Here is a 17,061-nt window from a genome sequence, read left to right on the forward strand (position 1 = left end):
TACGGCTTACGAAGATCCCAGCATCGGTGACAATCTAGCCTCTGTGCCCATATGAATCGCCATGGCTTCGTCCGACAGCACGACATCGGAGCATCTGGCCGCACTTGTCCGTCTTCAGGCGGAGAGGGCCCGCGCCAACGGCCACAAGCCGGGCCAGATGGTCGAGGGCGCGGAGATCATCGTGATCCGGCGGAATCCCGAGAGCGGCCGGAGGGAGTACGGCCTCCTCAAATGGGGTTTTGTGCCCCATTGGGCGCCGGATATGTCCCGACCGCACCTTCACGCCCGAGCCGAGACCGTCGCCGAGCTCAAGGTGTTCGCCCAGGCCTTTCGCCGACGTCGCTGCGTCATCTCGACGGACTTCTTCGTCCAGCGCCGGACGATCGGCCAACCCGAGGGGCGCCAATTCGCCATCGGCATGGCGGACGGATCCAGCATGTTTGTCGCAGGCATCTGGGAAGGCTGGAACGAGAAGGGGAGCGACACCTCGATCCGTACCTTCGCCACGATCACGGTGCCGGCGAATGCGGTCGTCGCGGAGATCCATGATCGAATGCCGGCTATCCTGACCAAGGAGCAGCTGCCGTTTTGGTTCGGCGATGTTGAGATGCCGCTCACCGAGGTCCAAGGGATGCTCCGCCCGTATCCGGCCGAGGGCATGATTCGCTGGCCAGCGAAATCCCCGCGCCCGGCCGGAGCTGCGGAGGAGCAGCAGCCGGACGCCGAGCCTGACCTGTTCGGGCCGCAGCCATGAGCGCTCTACCTGCGCCCCAGATCTTGTGGACCTCAGTTAGGCAGGTACACCATCTGTAGCATTTTACGAATCGACTCGACTCCGAGCAGATTTGTTCTATTTTTGTTCCTGTTCACCTCTCGTTCCCTCACCGCCACCGGAAACTCCTCTGGTGGCTGCCCTGGAGGTCTGACATGGACTTGAGCGTCACCACCAAAGCTGCCGAAGCCGATTTCGATCCCGAACAGGTCCGGGCAGAACTCGACCGCGCTGCCGAGCTGGCCATGGCGAGTCCCGCGAGCCAAGCCGCCTGCGATGTCATGAGCCTTGTGAGGCGCAAAGCGCCAGTGATCAAAACCATGCCGGTGACCACTCGCTTCCGGGGAGCCGGCGTCAGGACCGACGAAATGGATCGGTGGTGGGCCAGCTGGGGCTGCAACGGCCAGAGCTACTCGCTGTACCTCTCGATGTACGGGCCCTTCACCAGCAAGAAGGCTGACGGCACCACCGGCGTGCAGATCCACGGCGACGGCTTCCTCTCCCTGGATGTCGATGGTGAACAGGTCATGGCGCTTCGCGTCGAGCTTCGCTGCGACGATCCAGACAGTCGAATTCTCGTGGTCGGCGCGACGGAATTCGAGGCCGGCCAATGGACGGAAGTTGTCGTCGAGCTCGCCCGGCGCTTGGCCGACGCCACTGCTCCGAAGCCACGCCGGAAGGCAGCCTGACCATGGTCGCTCGGCCGATCCTGAGCATTCCGAAGGACCAGCCCGACATCGGCGGCGGCCGGGACTACGCGCCCGGCCACGTCGAGGTCTTCGAAGAGCGGAGCGGCGAAATCATCGGCCGCTATGACCCGCAGACCGAGCCGATCAGCGTGCTGATCGAGCTGGTTCATCAGGCGGTTGAGGCTCGGCGGCGACCAGATTGGGCGACTCTGCCGACCTGTCCGATCCCGGAGGACCTGCAGGCCCACGTCTACGCCATTGATCATCGGGGATGGGCCTGGTCCGACGAGGACGAGTTTCCGGAGGGGGTGCATGTCGACCAGCTGCGCGCCTATCTCGCGATGCTCGGTGCGAAGGACGAGGACGAGGAGCCGTTGCGGCTCCCACTGGATGAAGCGATTGCTCTGCCCGAGGCCGAGCTCCGTCGACGTGTCGAGCAGATCCTGATCAACTTCACTGACTACCCGACGAAGAAAGAGTTTCCGCCGGAGTTCCCCTGGGATGCCTCACGGCTCAGCCGGGCCGAGATCCTCGATCTGGTTCACCTCTACGCGTTCTATTTCGACCCGGATCGCAGCCACCCTTGTCCGTCCCGCCAGCAGCTGCGCACCCATGACTCACGACAGCGGGATTTCTGGGCCGCCTCCGGAACCGTCCCCCGGCTCGACAGCTGATGTCCCCGCGCAGGCTTCGGCCTCGCGTCTCGCCGAGATCCGCGCGGCCGTTCGGGCCCTGGATCCCGGCAGCGACCCGGATCTCCCATCGGTGCCGATCGGTGTGCCGGCAATCGATTGCCATCTCCCCTGGGGCGGCTTGGCCCTGCCGGGGCTGCACGAGATCGTGGGGATGCCGGCCGACGGCGCTGCGGTCGCGTTCATCGCCGTCCTGCTGGGGCGCCTCGGCCGCGGCCGAGCCGTGCTCTGGTCGAGCATCCGCCGGCCCGGGCTTTACGGCTACGGGCTGGCCGACCTCGGCGCGGATCCTGCCGGCCTCCTGCTGGCGCGCGGCCGCCGCCCCGAGGACGTGTTGTGGCAACTGGAGGAAGGGCTGCGCAGCGGCGCCACGGCCGCCGTGGTCGGCGACGGTGTCGCGCCGGATCTGACCGCCAGCCGCCGGCTGCAGCTGGCGGCCGAGGCGGCACGATCGCCGGCTTTCATCCTGCTCCCTGCCGGCATGGCGGCGCCGCAGTCGGTGGCGGCGACCCGGTGGCGGGTCATGTCCCGGCCGAGCCCTCAGGGCCGGCCGGTCTGGTGTCTGGATCTGCAGCGGTGCCGAGGAGGTGCCCCTGCGCGATGGTGTGTGGAATGGGACGATGAGGCGGTGGCTCTCAGTCTGGCTGCCGAGATGGCCGACGGATCGCTGGCGACGGCAGCGGAGTGAGGCGGCGCCGGGGCCGCTGGTGCTCTATGTCGAGGAGCACCAGGCGCTCCGGGTCCACGCGGTTGACGGCGCCGCGGCCGCCGAAGGCCTCGCCCCAGGCCAGCCGCTGGCCGATGCCCGAGCTCTTGTCCCGAATCTTCTCGCGGCGCCGGCAGACCTGGCCGGCGACGCCGAGGATCTCGGCCGCCTCGTCGATTGGGCGCGGCGCTATTCGCCGCTCGTCGCCGGCGACGGCGCCGACGGCATCCTGGTCGACCTGACCGGTGCCGCGCATCTTCAGGGCGGCGAGGAGGCGGTGCTGGGCGACATCGTGCAGCGCCTCGGCCGAGCTCGGCTCGAGGCGCGGGCTGCGATCGCCGATACCGCGGCACAGGCCTGGGCCTGGGCCTGCTTCGCCGGCGGAGGCGTCGTCGGCGTCGGCGCCGGCATCGGCACTTTCGCGCCGCTGCCCGTCGCGGCCCTTCGTCTGCCGCCGGCGCTGATCGAAGGCCTGCAGCAGCTGGGGCTTCGCCGGGTCGGGCATGTCTCCCCCCTGCCCCGCGCCCCGCTAGTCCGGCGGTTCGGCCGCGAGATCGTCGTGGCCCTGGACGCGCTGTCCGGCCGCCAGGCGACGCCGGCGACGTTCCAGGCCGAGGCGAGAACCTGGCGTGGTCGCGCCTCACTGGTCGAGCCGATCGGCACGGCCGAGGCGATCGAGACCGCGCTGCGCGCGCTCCTCGAATCTCTCTGCGCCGAGCTCGCCGTCGCGGGCCGCGGCGCGCGCATCCTCGAGCTCACCCTGTTCCGGGTCGACGCGACCAGCCAGCGCGTTGCGATCGGCACCAGCCGGCCGCTGGCGGACGCCACGGCCGTGTTGCGCCTCATCCGCGACCGGATCGCCGAGATCGACCCCGGATTCGGCATTGAGGCAATGTTGCTGGAGGCGGCTGAAACCGACCGGATCCTGCCGGCGCAGGCGGACCTCGCCGGCGGCCGCGACACCGGTGCCGATCTGGCCGACCTGATCGACCGGATCGAGATCCGCAGCGGGCCGGGCAGCGTTCGCCGTGTTCACCCGGCCGATCGCCACTGGCCGGAGGCGGCGGGGGTCGAGGTGCCGGCGTCATTGCCGCCGCCGGCGCCGGGCAGCTGGTCCCTTCCGGTGCCGCGCCCGGTCGTGCTGTTCGAGCGGCCGGAACCGATCGCGATCGAGACCCGCGGCTCGGCGATCGACGCCTTCAGCTGGCGAGGCCTCCGTCACCGGCTTCATCGTGTCGTTGGTCCCGAGCGGGTCGAGCCCGAATGGGGCTGGGACACGCCGGAGCGGACCCGCGACTACTACCGGGTCGAGGACGATGGCGGTCGCCGCTACTGGATCTTCGTCACCGCCGGGGAGAATGCCCCCGCCTGGTTCCTCCACGGCCTGTTCGCATGACCTATGCCGAGCTCCAGGTGACGACCAACTTCAGCTTCCTGTGCGGCGCATCGCATGCACACGAGTTGGCGGCCCAGGCGGCCGAGCTCGGCCATCGCGCCATCGCCGTCACCGACCGGAATACGCTCGCCGGCGCCGTGCGGCTCCACCAGGGCGCCAAACAGGCCGGGCTGCGGCCCGTCATCGGCGCACGGCTCGACTTCACGGATGCGCCCAGCGTCCTGGTCTATCCGACCGACCGGGCCGCCTATGGACGCCTGTCCCGGATGCTCACCACGGGCAAACGCCGGACCACCAAGGGGGAATGCTCCCTGCAGCTGGCCGACCTGGTGGAAAACGCCGAGGGCCTGCTGGCTGTCGCTCTGCAGCCCGATGGTCGACTCACCCGGGCTGCCGGCGAGCAGCAACTGCAGCACCTCGGTACGCTGCGCGCCACCTTCGGCGATCGTCTCTATCTCGGCGTCCAGAACCTGCTGCGCGGCGACGACGCCCGACGCCTGGCCTGGGCGGTCGACGCCGGCGCCCGCCTCGACATCCCGTTGGTGGCAACCAACGACGTCCACGCCCACGCGCGAGGCCGCCGCGCGCTGCAGGACGTCATGACCTGCATCCGCGAGCGGACCACCCTCCGGGCGGTCGGTCGCCGGCTGCACGCCAATGGAGAGAGATACCTCAAGGACGAGGCGGCGATGCGCGAGCTCTTCGCCGCCTGCCCGGAGGCGGTCGACCGCACGGCCGAGATCGTCGAGCGCTGCCGCTTCGGCCTCGACTCGCTGCGCTACGAGTATCCGATCGACACCATTCCCGCGGGCAGGACGGCGCAGCAGCACCTGGTGCAGCTCACCTGGGAGGGGGCCGCCCGGATGTATCCGGACGGCGTGCCGGACAAGGTCCGCGGGATCCTCGAGCACGAGCTCGCGCTGGTCGACCAGCTCAGCTACGCCCCCTACTTCCTCACCGTGCACGACATCGTCTCCTACGCCCGCGGCGAAGGGATTCTGTGCCAGGGCCGCGGCTCTGCCGCGAACTCGGCCGTGTGCTATGTCCTCGGCATCACCGCGGTCGACCCGGCGCGCTCGGACATGCTGTTCGAGCGCTTTATCAGCCCGGAGAGGAAGGAGCCGCCAGACATCGACGTCGATTTCGAGAACGAGAGGAGGGAGGAGGTCTACCAGTACATCTATCGCCGATACGGCCGCGAGCGGGCCGGCCTGGCCGCCACGGTTATCACCTACCGCAGCAAGAGCGCCATCCGCGATGTCGGAAAGGCGCTCGGCCTCTCCTCAGACACGATCGACAGGCTCGCCCGGTCAGCACCGGGTTGGGACCAGGAAATGACCGCCGCGCGGCTGCGCGATGCGGGCATCGATCCGCGGGATCGCACCGCCCGACGTGTCCTGGCGCTGGCCGGCCAGCTCTATGGCTTCCCGCGCCATCTCAGCCAGCATGTCGGCGGCTTCGTCATCACCAGGGGCCGGCTGGACGAGAGCGTGCCGATCGAGAACGCCGCGATGGAGGACCGGACCTGCATCGAATGGGACAAGGACGATCTCGATGCCCTCGGGATGCTGAAGATCGACATCCTCGCGCTCGGCATGCTGACCTGCGTCCGCAAGGCCTTCGAGTTTCTCGAGGCACGAACCGGCCACCCCTTCCGCTGGCACGACGTGCCGCCGGAGGACCCGGCCGTCTACGACATGCTGTGTCTGGCGGATAGCGTCGGCGTCTTCCAGGTGGAATCTCGGGCGCAGATGTCGATGCTGCCGCGGCTGAAGCCGAGATGCTTCTACGATCTGGTGATCGAGGTCGCGATCGTCCGGCCGGGGCCGATCCAGGGCGACATGGTTCACCCCTATCTCCGCCGGCGGCAGAACAAGGAGCCCGTGGCATTTCCGAAGGAGGAGCTGCGGCAGGTGCTGGGCAAGACGCTAGGCGTGCCGCTGTTTCAGGAGCAGGCGATGGCGATTGCGATAACTGCGGCTGGATTTTCGCCGGGCGAGGCCGACCAGCTGCGCCGGTCAATGTCGGCCTATCGCCGGACCGGTCGGGTCGCTGAGTACCGCGATCGGATGGTCAGCGGCATGGTCGCCCGCGGCTACGACCAAGCCTTCGCCGAGCATTGTTTCAGCCAGATCGAGGGCTTCGGCGAGTACGGCTTCCCGGAATCGCACGCCGCCTCCTTCGCCTTGATCGTCTACGTCTCCGCATGGCTCAAGCGGCACCACCCGGCGATCTTCTGCGCCGCGATCCTCAACTCCCAGCCGATGGGCTTCTACGCGCCGGCGCAGCTGGTCCGGGACGCCCGCGAGCATGGTGTTGAAGTTCGCCCGGTCGACGTCAACCATAGCGACTGGGATTGCGCGCTCGAAACCGGGCCACGCGGCCTCGCCGTGCGGCTCGGCATGCGCCAGGTCAAGGGAATGCGTGAGGTGGACGCGGCACGGATCGCGGCCGCCCGCGGCGACGGCTACAACGAGCCGCGCGAGGTCTGGCGCCGAGCCGAGGTCACCGTGGCCACCCTGGAGCGCCTGGCCGAGGCTGACGCCTGGCGCTCCATGGGTCTCGACCGCCGGAGCGCCCTATGGGCGATCCGCGGGCTCGGCGACGTGCCCCTGCCCCTCTTCGAGGCAGCTGACCGGAGCCGAAGGCCGGGCGACAACCGGCCGTCGGTCGAGTTTGCCGGCGAGCCGCAGGTCCTGCTGCCGGCGATGACGCTCGGCGAGGAGGTGGTGCGTGACTACCAGTCGCTGCGCCTCTCCCTGAAGGCGCATCCGATGTCCCTCCTCCGCCGGCACGTCGCCGGCGACGGTATCCTCTCCACGGCCGAGATGCGCGCCGCCAAGGACGGCAGCTGGGTCGCCACCGCCGGCCTGGTGTTGATCCGCCAGCGCCCGGGCACGTCCAGTGGGGTGATTTTCGCCACGCTCGAGGACGAGACGGGCATCGCCAACATCATCGTCTGGCCGCAGGTTTACGAGCGGTATCGCCGCGCCGTTGTTGGCGGCCGCCTCCTCGAGGTGCGCGGCCGCCTGCAGAAGGAGGGGCTGGTCATCCACCTGATTGCCCGGCACGTCATTGACCGGTCGCCGCTGCTGCGCGAGCTGGGGCGGCTCGATGGACCGGAGGAGGTCGAGCCGCTGCTGACTGAACGCGAGGCGGTCGATGCGATGCCGGGATCGCGGGATTTTCGGTAGTGGGAGCAACGCGGCTCCCCACGGCCCTCACAAGGGCGCGCGCGTCCAGGGGTGGGTCCGGCCGATCAGCGTGCGAAATCAGATCAGCGATGCCACCGCCGTGCGGCCACCGGCCAGGCGCTGGTATTCGGCATCGTATGCCGCCTGCAGCTCCTCACTGTCGCCCTTCGGACCGACCCGGGCGACGTGAAGCTGGTCGTCGGCCAATGGCAACTGCATCGCCACGGGATCTGCGGTCGTGAGCCAAGCCTGCCATTTGTCTGGGGTCAGGATCACCGGCATAGCCTTCTCGTGGATCGGCTTCACGATGCTGTTGGGCTCGGTGGTGAGGAACGAAAACAGCTTGTGTTCGCCCTCGATCCGATCGGCCTTGGTGCCACGGGCGCCCGTCCACGGGCGCCAGATGCCAGCGAAGCCGAAGAGTGGGCGCGGATTCGAGGACCCATCCTTCGCCGCAAACCAAGCCACCGGCTTCTTCTTCGTGACCGGATCTGGTTGGGGCATGTACTCGCTGAAGGAGGTGGCCGGCACGATCACACGCCACTCCGGCTTCAGCCAGCCCTTCCAATAGGAGCTCGAGAGATTGCGGACGTTGGTCACGTAGGACGGGTTTTGACCGACCGGGGGGAAGCCCCAGCGCATCATCTCAAGGCGCCGGCTGCCGTTTGCGCCGAGCCGCAGCACCGGTGCCGGGTAGTCCGGGAACACCGATGCCATGCCGGAAAAGTTGCCGAGGTCGATGTCCAGCGCGTCGGCCAGCCGGGCCAGCTCTTCCTGCGTGGTGTTCACGGCATACAGATTGCACATCGCGGCGGCTCCCCTTGGTCGGCAGCATTGTGCACAGTCCGGCTGGCTTGAGAAAGCCGCACCCGTCTCGCCCCTTGTCGATCGGCCCCGCCTGCCACAGACTCGGAATGAGCGAGTTCAGCGTTGGGGGTCACCATGAAGACGCCGGTCGAAAGCCTGCGAGACGCCATCGACGACTACGCCAGCTATATCGAGGACACGTTCGGTCACGCCGAGGCGGTCCGTTCGGCGTGGCACGCGATACTCCGACCGATCGACGCCCATGTGCAGGCCGCAGGCTTGGCTCCGGGATTCTTCGCCCGCCGCATCGAATTCGACCCATGCCCTGGCGAACGGGACGCCGACGATCAGCGAACCGTGGTCCGCCTTGAGCTGATTTCGCACGTCATCCCCGACGTGGTGATGCATCTCTCCACCGAGGACACGGACGCTGTTCCTCGCCTGGACATCCTGACAGCGATGCGGCGCGGTGTCGGCCTCCTCGATCGGGAATGGGACGAGCTGGAGCCGATCGTCGCGATCACTCGCTTCATCGACCGGCACAACGCCAGGGCGGCCACGGAGATGGCATAGGCGAAGCCGAGGACCGAGGGCGAACCGATGGAACGATGCTGCGTGCCGGGATGCGGAAAGTGGGCGCCCTTCGGTCATGACCCAGCCCAGGGACAGGGAAACGGGCCGAGTGGGTGGTATTGCCTGGATCACGATCCGGCAAAGGGACAGGGCACACCAGGGTTGCCACCTGAGCAGAAACCGAAGCTGGGCCCCCCAGTGGCTCCTCGCAAGCTCATCTAGCGGTCTGAACCAGGCGGGAGGCAGGTCGCCCCCGCCGGCGTCGCCACCGGCCTGCGCGCCCCGGCCGATCAGGTAGGTTGAGCCGGAATCAGGTGCCCGCGTGCCGGGCGGGCCAGTGTGTTCTGCTAGACCAGCCGTGCGGACGACCTCGGGGCCGCCTTTGTCGCGTGCAGCTTGAAAGCGACCTCGGTCCGGTTCCGGGCCTGCAGCTTCCGCATGATGCTGCGCGTGTGCACCTTCACGGTGCTTTCACAGAGGTTCAGCTCATAGGCGATGATCTTGTTCGGTTTCCCGCGGGCGATGGCGTCGGCGACTGCAGCCTGCCGCTCCGTCAGGCCGAACGCGCTTTCCGCATCCGGTGCAGACTGCCGCTGAGCGCCGCCCGCGCCAAGGAACGCGCTGGCCGGCACAAACACGCCGCCGGCGATCGCAAGGGACAGCGCTCCGATCGCGACACTCAGGCTGACGCTGGTCGGAATATAACCACGCGCGCCATGGGACAGGATCTCGAGGACCTGGGAAGGATCCTCGCTGTCGCCCATCACGATTACCGGGATCTGCGGATACTCCTGCGTCAGGCTTTGCAGATCTGCCGACAGACCCGTATCGTCGCTGCCGGTTCCACCGATCCCGATCAGAATGGCCGACGCGCTGTGCCGGTTCTCGTCGGACAGCCAGTCGCCGATCTCGGCATAGGCCCGGCTGCTGAAGCCTCCCTCTGCCGCCCCAAGGGCGGTCGTCAGCAGCTCCCTTCCAAGGGCACGGCGATCGACGATCGCGATCAATGAAGTGGCGGGACGATCGTCCGCAACGGCCTGAACGCACGAGCTGCCAGTTGACGTGAGACCCCAAGCGCCTTCCGCCTCCGACCGAGGCGTCTGAACCATGGCCGAGGTGGGTTCACCCGCATCGCGATTTTCTTGCCTGTACGCAATCATAGCCCCTCCTGTTCCGGCAGGTGGCCTGCCATGACAAATGTTTTTCCTCATCTCCTCGGATCCGATCAGCACGGCCAGAGTCAACCAAAATGGCTCCGCAGCCGATCGACAATGCTCGACATTTTCCGAGCCACGTTTCCCCCGGTGGGATCTGCAATTACATCCAAATTAGTTCATAGCGGTCTATGTAGGAACTAAATGCCAAACGAGGCGGCGCCGTCAAGCGCGATTCATAAAATTTTAGGATGAATCGATCGAAAGAGCATCCACCTTTCGGATCAATGGGCTACTCCCAGGAGCGCTGCCCGCCTGCTCGCCGTCCCCGGCTGATCACGTTAGCCGCTTTGTCCGGCGAAGGGTGCATTGGCGGCAATACCTTGAGGTGCCCCCATCACCCAAGGCCACGGAAGCGGCCAGCAGCCCGTGCGCTCGGTAGGGTCTGAGACCCGGCCCGGTCCTGGGCTTCGCACGGATCCCGAGACGTGTCCGGGGTCAGGAACCATTCGACCAAGGACTGGCGTCGATACCAACGACCAGAAGTCCATCGACATCGGGATCTCCCAGCCGGATTGCATCCGCCTCGGCCTGCAGCAGCCCTACAAGCTCGTCGAACTGCACGTAGCGACGTGGGTTCTCTAGCAACCATTTTCGTGGTTTGACACAAAGGCACAGAAGTAGAACGCCGTATCGCGAACGCGCCGTTCGCATATACTGCCCGATCAATTGCGCCCTTAACGTTTCCACGAGGCTAAGGAACGTATATCTTTTCTTATCAATCGGTTTGATTTCGATGCTCACAATACCAGCGACTGCGCTCCGAATTCGAATGTCGGGTTCTTTGTGGTCAGCAACTTCCTCTTCTCTGACGACATCGAAACGGCGCCGACTACCACCGGCCAACCGACCAGCGAAGTATCGCTGTACAATCTCTTCGCGTACGCCATTAGGAAAGATCCCTCGGTCGCCGAAGTCGCCTTTCTCGAAGTCGGCGCGGATATCGCTCAATCGTGAGCGTACCAGTAAATACAGCTCGGCTCCATTTCTCGGATCGCGCTCATACTGAGTTTCGAATGCGGCGACGTCAGCCTCTCGCCAGGCCTGAGGTTCGACGGACATTTCGAGGTGGCGTAGCGAACCCTCTCGGAAATAGATCCGCGCACCGCCGAGACTGCGGTCGCGCGAGAGTGCCTCAAGCGCATCGTGCGCCGCTTGTCCTGGGATGGTCTCGAGGAAACTGCCGATCTTCCCTCTAACCCTGAGTACTCGATCTGAAATGGTGATTCGATGTATTCCGGCACGATGGGCGTCATTCTCTACGGGGAAATGACGGTAAATGAGCGGTATCGCGCGCAACAACCAGCTGGGATTTCTCAAATACTGTGTCTTAACTCCGTCATCCTCATCCACATCGTTGTAGAGCTGTAGCATCAGATCTGAAAGTTGCTCCCGGGCCGTCGTATCTGCCGGCGAAAGATGAGCTTCCAGAAAATCCCAGGCCTGATGTACGTCAACCTGCATCCAGCCTCGAAGCCAGGCATACGCACCCGCGGTCTGGCTGGCCCAGACCTCTTCCGCGCGGCGGCCAAACAGGCTCGCCAGGTCCCCCCGGCCAATGGTCGATTGATCGAGCACTCGAAGGCTCGCCTTTAGGGCGGTGGGGCCGAGCGCGCTCGACGTCGACACCGTCGTGAGAATTGTCTCGGCCATCGCCGCGGCGATCGCGGGAACTTCCGCAACGGATTGAAGGGTTCGCGGCTCGCCGGTTGCATTGGGACCGAGCTCGTATGCGACCTCCGGAGTGATGGTGTTGGCTATGACCTCGGGCCAGCGGATAGCCAATGCGGCGAGCCATTCTGGGAAACGGTTGAGCTCTCGCAAAGCGTATAGCGTAGCGAGCCGAGCCTCCTCTGCTGATAGGCCGGAGAAATCGAATCCCTCCGCCTCCAATAGAGCAAGGCCCGTCAATCCGAGCACTACGCCGATCTCGGTGTTTGACCCATCACCTCGTGCCGATGGTAGTGGTGGTTCCCACCGACGCCAACATTGGATCAAGCCCTCGCGGGCCGCCGACGCCACCTCGGGTCCGAATCGATGCTCAATCTCGCCGATGTTCCTTTGACCGTACCGGCTGCTTGATCCATCGCCGGCGGACGCCATTAGCGAGACAATGTGGCTGAGCGCTCTCAGATCCGTGCCAGATCGAATCCGATCCGCGCGCTCCTCGAGGAACCTTCTCTCTTCCTGATCGCGTTCCCTCTGCTGCTCTGCTGCATGATTCGATGTTTCGGCCAGACTGGGCTGGCGCTCAGGGCTAAACCAGGTCAGAAGGACGTCCCTCTCCGTCTCTTCCAGCCCCGAGGCGGCAATGGCACCTACAATCTCCGCCACTCGTCCGGCAGGACGCTGATTGATCACCCAGACATCGATCGCAGCGTTCAGCCAGCGGCGCTGCATCTCCGCGCTGTCCGCCGCAGCGGCCTGAACAACCGCCATCGAGATATCCGGCTCAAGTGGCTGAAGAATACGACGCTGAGCAAGCGAAAGGATCGGGCGCCACGGATCCTCATCGGCACCGAGCACGGTCGCGGCCAACAGTGCCTGCCTTGTAGAATCGCGGGTCGACAGCAGATCGGGCAACGCACCAGCATCTCGGGGCCGCATCCGGTCGTGCCGATCCAGCCGTTGGATCAAGAGCAGGGCCGCGGTCATCGGTGGTGGCACGGGCGACTGGGGCCCCATGGTCTCCAGCACCAGCCGTGCGCACCGTGCCACTCCATCCACCAGCCAACCATATCTCTCCGACAGCAATGAATGCGGCCGCCCGGCGGCGAGCGGTGGGCTGGTGGCCAGCGACAACAGGCGTTCGAGCATTTCGACGCGGTTGGCAGCAGGACAGTTGTCGACCCAGTCCTCGGTAACGACAGCGCGCGGGCCTCCGACGACGTCGTCACCTGGCGGTTGCATCCTGTCCAACAATCCGAACAGCGCATCCATCGATATCACGCCGGGGAACAAGCTCTGTCCGAGCACTGCGAGATAGCGGTTTTCAGGGTCGGTGACCGCCTGGGCCGCGGCCCAGAGCGCATCCTTCTCAGCGCGAGTACCAGCGACCCCCACGGTCGCTACGGCTTGGACCGTGGCATCGGGATCCCGGCCGGGATCTCGTGCAAACTCCAGTGCTGCCGTCGCAGATGCCGGCAACATGCCGACCCTGGCGACGTTCAGGAGGAAGCGCCTGACCAACGAGGAAGTCTCATGCCCCCTGATCAACTCTCCAATGGCCGGGTCGATCGAATGATCGGCAATTCTCGCATAGTCCGCGTCGCTAACAATATGTCCGAGCCTGCGGACCTCCTGAAAGCGCGTGGCGAACGCCCGGAGTGCACGAAGGCGGTCCTCTGGCGGGATTCGCCGAGCATCTCCGTAAAGAAGAACAATTTCGGGAGCGGCGTCGATCATCCGGCCTCTAAGACGCTGGTCTGCGCTCGCCACCCAGGCTCCGACCTCGGCTCGCGACGGGATAACTCGTCGCTCCCCAAAGGCCGTGCCAATTACCAAGTCGGCAGCCGCATTGATGGGGCAGTCATTGTCCAGAAGCTTTAAGATCCAGCATGCGGCGAGGTAGCTTCTGGTCGTTCTATGGTGAATTCGCATTCGCCCCGGCAGCGACGGTTCAAACAAGCTGCGCGACAGGAGAGCGGTCATTTCTTCCCCGGACCAATCGGGAAGAAGATCGGTGCTTCGCAACGCGTCACCCCCATCTTGCTGTCGGGATGTCGGGCCTTTGATCGAGGTCAGGCGGCAGAGATAGGTTGCCGCCGCAATCCGCTCAGCAGCGGATCGATTGTCCAGGACCCGAAGTCGATCGATCCGCAGCCGGCCGGGATTACGCTCTCGTAGATGGCCGTTTACGCTGTCATTCAGCATCTCCGACATCGACGTAATTTGGTGATGGCGCAACCAATACTCTGCTAGCCATTCAACATCCCTTGGTCTCTCCGCCAAGAATTGAACGTCATGCGTTGCAAGTGCTCTCATGAATGACTCGAGATCGGTCACGCCAAACACCGGTGTGAGGAGGCGAACCTGGCGGTCGTCAAGCGGGAACAGCGCGAATGTCGCTATCGGGATTGCCCCATTGGTGGCGCCATCTACGGCTGTCCGGATCGCTGTCATTGTCGACGGGTCGTCCGGATCGGGCTCACCGGTCACTTCATCACCGACCGCGAGCTGGAAGTTCGGGACTAGCGATGAAAGCGTTGCCTGAAGCCTTTCGATATCCTCATCATCCTCCCACCCAGTAGGTCGTGAAGAAAAAACGATCCGGATGTTCTCACCAGCGCCTTTGACAGATCGAACGAAGGATCTCAGCGACTTCATAAATGCTGCGGAACTGGCTGCGCGAGCTTCATCTACAGCATCTAGGAAGAATGTGGCGGACTGACCCGAGTGGCGCCAGCGCCGAAAGGCATCTCCATTGGCCGCGTCCAGGGAGTGCTCAAAATCGCTCTCCTCCGCCATTGAATGAAATTCGGCGTAGACCGCATGGCCACCAGAGGCCCTGAGGCGCCGCGCCTGCGCTTGCATTTCCGTCGATTTCCCGACCCCGGCATTGCCGAGAATCACGACGAATCTGTTTTTCAGCACATCATCCCAGCTCTTTGATCCATACGATCGGAGCCATGCCTGGACGCTTCCATCGTCTAGATCATATTCGCCGGGTACACCAAAACGACGATCCAGATCGACATATGCCATTTTGAAATTACTTTCTGATCAACTGCCAGACAGCAAACGCCCCGTGAAATTCCCCACCCACAGGCTTTCGTGCCGCCGGTAGATCCAGGCCGAGCCTGAGCTCTTCCAGCGGCCGTGCTCCATCGCCTTGTCGAGGGGGATTCCGAACAGGTCCGCCGAGGTCATGATACCAGCCCGCAGGCTGTGTGCCGAGAACTCCTCCGAGCCGATGCCGGTGCGGGCCAGCACCCGCTTGACCAGCCGGGCGATTGTGGCCGGGTCGATCGGCAGCAGGCGCCCGCCGGCGTCGGCCAGCAGGTTGCCACCACGGTCGAGGCGGCAGAACAGAGCTCCGGGCGCATCGCCGCGGGCCTCGAGCCAGTGGCGCAGAGCGGCGAGCCCGGCACCGCCTCGATGCCGACCTCGGCGCCGTGCCGCTCCTGATCGGCCTTGGAGCGGCCGACGAACAGCACCAAGCCCTTAGCCGAGAAGGACACGTCCCGAAGATCGAAGCCGGCCAGTTCCGAGCGCCGGAAGCCGGTCAGCAGCAGCGCCATGTCACGTTGCGCCCGCCGCCCCTCCCCTGGCGCCAAGCCCGGCCAGATCCTGATGCGCGCCTGGGGTCAGCGCCAGGGGTGCAGCGCGGAGGTTCGGTTCGAGCAGGGCCGCCTTGCGCACCGGCCGGGCCCAGTCCCAGTATAACTGGGCCGAATCCCGCCGCTCGAACTGCGTGAGATTTCCCGTTTCTCCATCTCCGATGGATAGGGGGTACCTCAAGGTTTTGCCGCCAGAATACGCTAAGCCGGACAAAGCGAGAGCACGATCAGCCGGCGACGGCGGGCGAGTCGTCCTGGAGGCGGAGCGGCCAGTAGTCGAACGGGGTGTGGGCGGCCTGCTCCCACAGGTAGTCGCCGGTCAGGCTGATGTGCTCCCAGCCCAGTGGCGCGACATGGGTCAGCAACCGATCGGGCACCGGGATTGCCGTCGAGCGGAGGTGCTGCACGGTCCGCGGCCCGGCAGCGGCGCCGGAGGTCCGGGTCTTCTAGCCAGTCGAGGGTGAACAAAGTGCGCTCGATCCGGCCGATCTCCTGCAGCGCCAGGTCGAGCAGGTTCTGATGCCGGTAGGCGGCGAGCTTCGTGAGGATCTCCGACGGCGCCACAGCGCCGGCGTCGATCGACGCCACAGCGGCGATTGCAGCCCGCCGCCAGGTCACGCCAAACACGATTCCGGCTTCCAGCCGAAGCTGTCATGGTGCCCTCAATCGCTTGCAAGCTGCGCATTGGGGTGCCAGCTTCGTGAGCTACCTCATGATGGGAGAACGGACGTGTTGTTGGGGGCCCTGTTCACTCGGGACTTCTTGAAGCAGGGCATTATCGAGACTCAGGAATGGAGAGGGTTGGGTGCTTCGGCCCTCGAACAGTTCGCCTCGCAGGTCCGCACCAGCTTCAAGCAGTTCCCCACTGCCGGCGCGCCAAACGAATCTCAGACCGAGCAGGATCTGATTTTTCCGATCTTAGATTTGCTCGGATGGAAGGATCGGCTGACGCAAATCCGCGCTAGTGTAAAGGGCCGCTCAGACGTTCCCGACATGCTACTATTCGAGAACGCAGATGCCAAAGGGAAGGCCAACGCTGAATCCGAGCCTGCCTATAAGTTCCGTCACGGGATCGCAATCTGCGAGAACAAGGCTTGGGACGTACCCCTTGATCGCGCGGGAAGGGGCAAGCTCGGCGACGGCGTGCCTTCGACACAGATTTTGCGCTACTTGACGGTGGCTGAGGTCCAGTCAGATCGCCGCATCCAGTGGGGTATCCTGACAAACGGTCGCCACTGGCGCCTCTACTTTCAACAGGCCCGATCCCGGTCAGAGGAGTTTCTCGACCTCGATCTCGCCGCCATCCTCAGGGTACCGGGCTTTAGCGACCCGCCCGCGATGGACGAGGACGAGCGAACACATTGGCTCAAGGTCTTCATCCTGATGTTCCGCCGCCAGGCATTCCTGACAGGTGCTGACAAGCGCACGTTCCATCATGTTGCCCTGGACGAAGGTCGGCACTGGGAAGAGCGGGTGGCCAAAGACCTCTCGAATCTGGTTTTCGAGCAGGTCTTTCCCACACTCATCAGTGGAATTGTCGCCAACGACCCCCACGCCCCCAAGGCCCTGTCCAGGACATATCTCGCCGAGGTCAAGCAGGCTGCGCTGATCCTGCTCTACCGGCTGTTGTTCATACTCTATGCCGAAGATCGCAATCTCCTGCCAGTGCGCGATAGCCGCTACGAGGGCTACGCTATGCGCACCGGGGTCCGGGAGCACATTGCGAAGCGAATGGAAAG

The 17,061-nt window shown here is 65.1% G+C and carries 11 protein-coding genes and 1 pseudogene; 7 read left to right on the plus strand and 5 right to left on the minus strand.

All coding sequences use genetic code 11. The features are described 5' to 3' along the window. Window positions 1-61 precede the first annotated feature (61 nt). The 6 genes from FFK22_RS17010 (at window position 62) to FFK22_RS17035 (ending at window position 7,449) form a co-directional block, all read left to right on the plus strand. Window positions 62-754, plus strand: a complete 693-nt coding sequence (locus FFK22_RS17010) for an SOS response-associated peptidase (RefSeq protein WP_138889880.1) — start codon at window positions 62-64, stop codon at window positions 752-754. A 173-nt stretch (window positions 755-927) separates the two neighbouring features. Continuing rightward, the gene (locus FFK22_RS17015; RefSeq protein WP_138889881.1) at window positions 928-1,461 is read left to right on the plus strand and encodes a hypothetical protein; all 534 of its coding nucleotides are present in this window, start codon (window positions 928-930) and stop codon (window positions 1,459-1,461) included. Between the two features lie 2 nt (window positions 1,462-1,463). Next, window positions 1,464-2,135, plus strand: a complete 672-nt coding sequence (locus FFK22_RS17020) for a hypothetical protein (RefSeq protein ID WP_138889882.1) — start codon at window positions 1,464-1,466, stop codon at window positions 2,133-2,135. Between the two features lie 91 nt (window positions 2,136-2,226). Further along, entirely contained in the window at window positions 2,227-2,841 is a 615-nt protein-coding gene (locus tag FFK22_RS17025; protein ID WP_138889883.1) for an ImuA family protein, read from the plus strand. Window positions 2,842-2,860: 19 nt separating this feature from the next. Next, window positions 2,861-4,255: a DNA polymerase Y family protein gene (locus FFK22_RS17030; RefSeq protein WP_186002508.1), complete on the plus strand. Its 1,395-nt coding sequence runs from the start codon at window positions 2,861-2,863 to the stop codon at window positions 4,253-4,255. Continuing rightward, a complete protein-coding gene (locus FFK22_RS17035; RefSeq protein ID WP_138889885.1) occupies window positions 4,252-7,449 on the plus strand; it encodes an error-prone DNA polymerase in 3,198 nt (1,065 codons plus the stop codon). Before FFK22_RS17030 ends, FFK22_RS17035 begins: the two co-directional genes overlap by 4 nt. Window positions 7,450-7,527: 78 nt before the next feature. Here FFK22_RS17035 and FFK22_RS17040 read toward each other — a convergent pair whose 3' ends face one another. After that, window positions 7,528-8,256, minus strand: a complete 729-nt coding sequence (locus tag FFK22_RS17040) for an SOS response-associated peptidase (protein WP_138889886.1) — start codon at window positions 8,254-8,256, stop codon at window positions 7,528-7,530. A gap of 135 nt (window positions 8,257-8,391) precedes the next feature. Here FFK22_RS17040 and FFK22_RS17045 point away from each other — a divergent pair, with 135 nt between their 5' ends. After that, window positions 8,392-8,829 (plus strand): hypothetical protein, encoded by a 438-nt coding sequence (locus FFK22_RS17045; RefSeq protein ID WP_138889887.1) that lies wholly within the window; start codon window positions 8,392-8,394, stop codon window positions 8,827-8,829. A gap of 347 nt (window positions 8,830-9,176) precedes the next feature. Here the strand turns inward: FFK22_RS17045 and FFK22_RS44450 are convergent, their stop codons facing one another. The 4 genes and pseudogenes from FFK22_RS44450 to FFK22_RS44455 form a co-directional block, all read right to left on the minus strand. Then, complete coding sequence (locus FFK22_RS44450; protein WP_186002509.1) at window positions 9,177-9,836, minus strand: response regulator transcription factor; 660 nt, start codon at window positions 9,834-9,836, stop codon at window positions 9,177-9,179. A 645-nt stretch (window positions 9,837-10,481) separates the two neighbouring features. Then, a complete protein-coding gene (locus FFK22_RS17055; RefSeq protein WP_138889889.1) occupies window positions 10,482-14,747 on the minus strand; it encodes an ATP-binding protein in 4,266 nt (1,421 codons plus the stop codon). 18 nt (window positions 14,748-14,765) lie between these two features. Continuing rightward, window positions 14,766-14,975, minus strand: coding sequence for a hypothetical protein (locus FFK22_RS17060; protein WP_143956834.1), 210 nt, complete (start codon window positions 14,973-14,975; stop codon window positions 14,766-14,768). 574 nt (window positions 14,976-15,549) lie between these two features. Beyond that, window positions 15,550-15,907 (minus strand): annotated as a pseudogene (locus FFK22_RS44455) (Tn3 family transposase); the annotation flags it as partial. Between the last annotated feature and the right edge of the window lie 1,154 nt (window positions 15,908-17,061).

The organism is Mycobacterium sp. KBS0706 (assembly GCF_005938675.2).
GTDB lineage: Bacteria > Pseudomonadota > Alphaproteobacteria > DSM-16000 > Inquilinaceae > Inquilinus.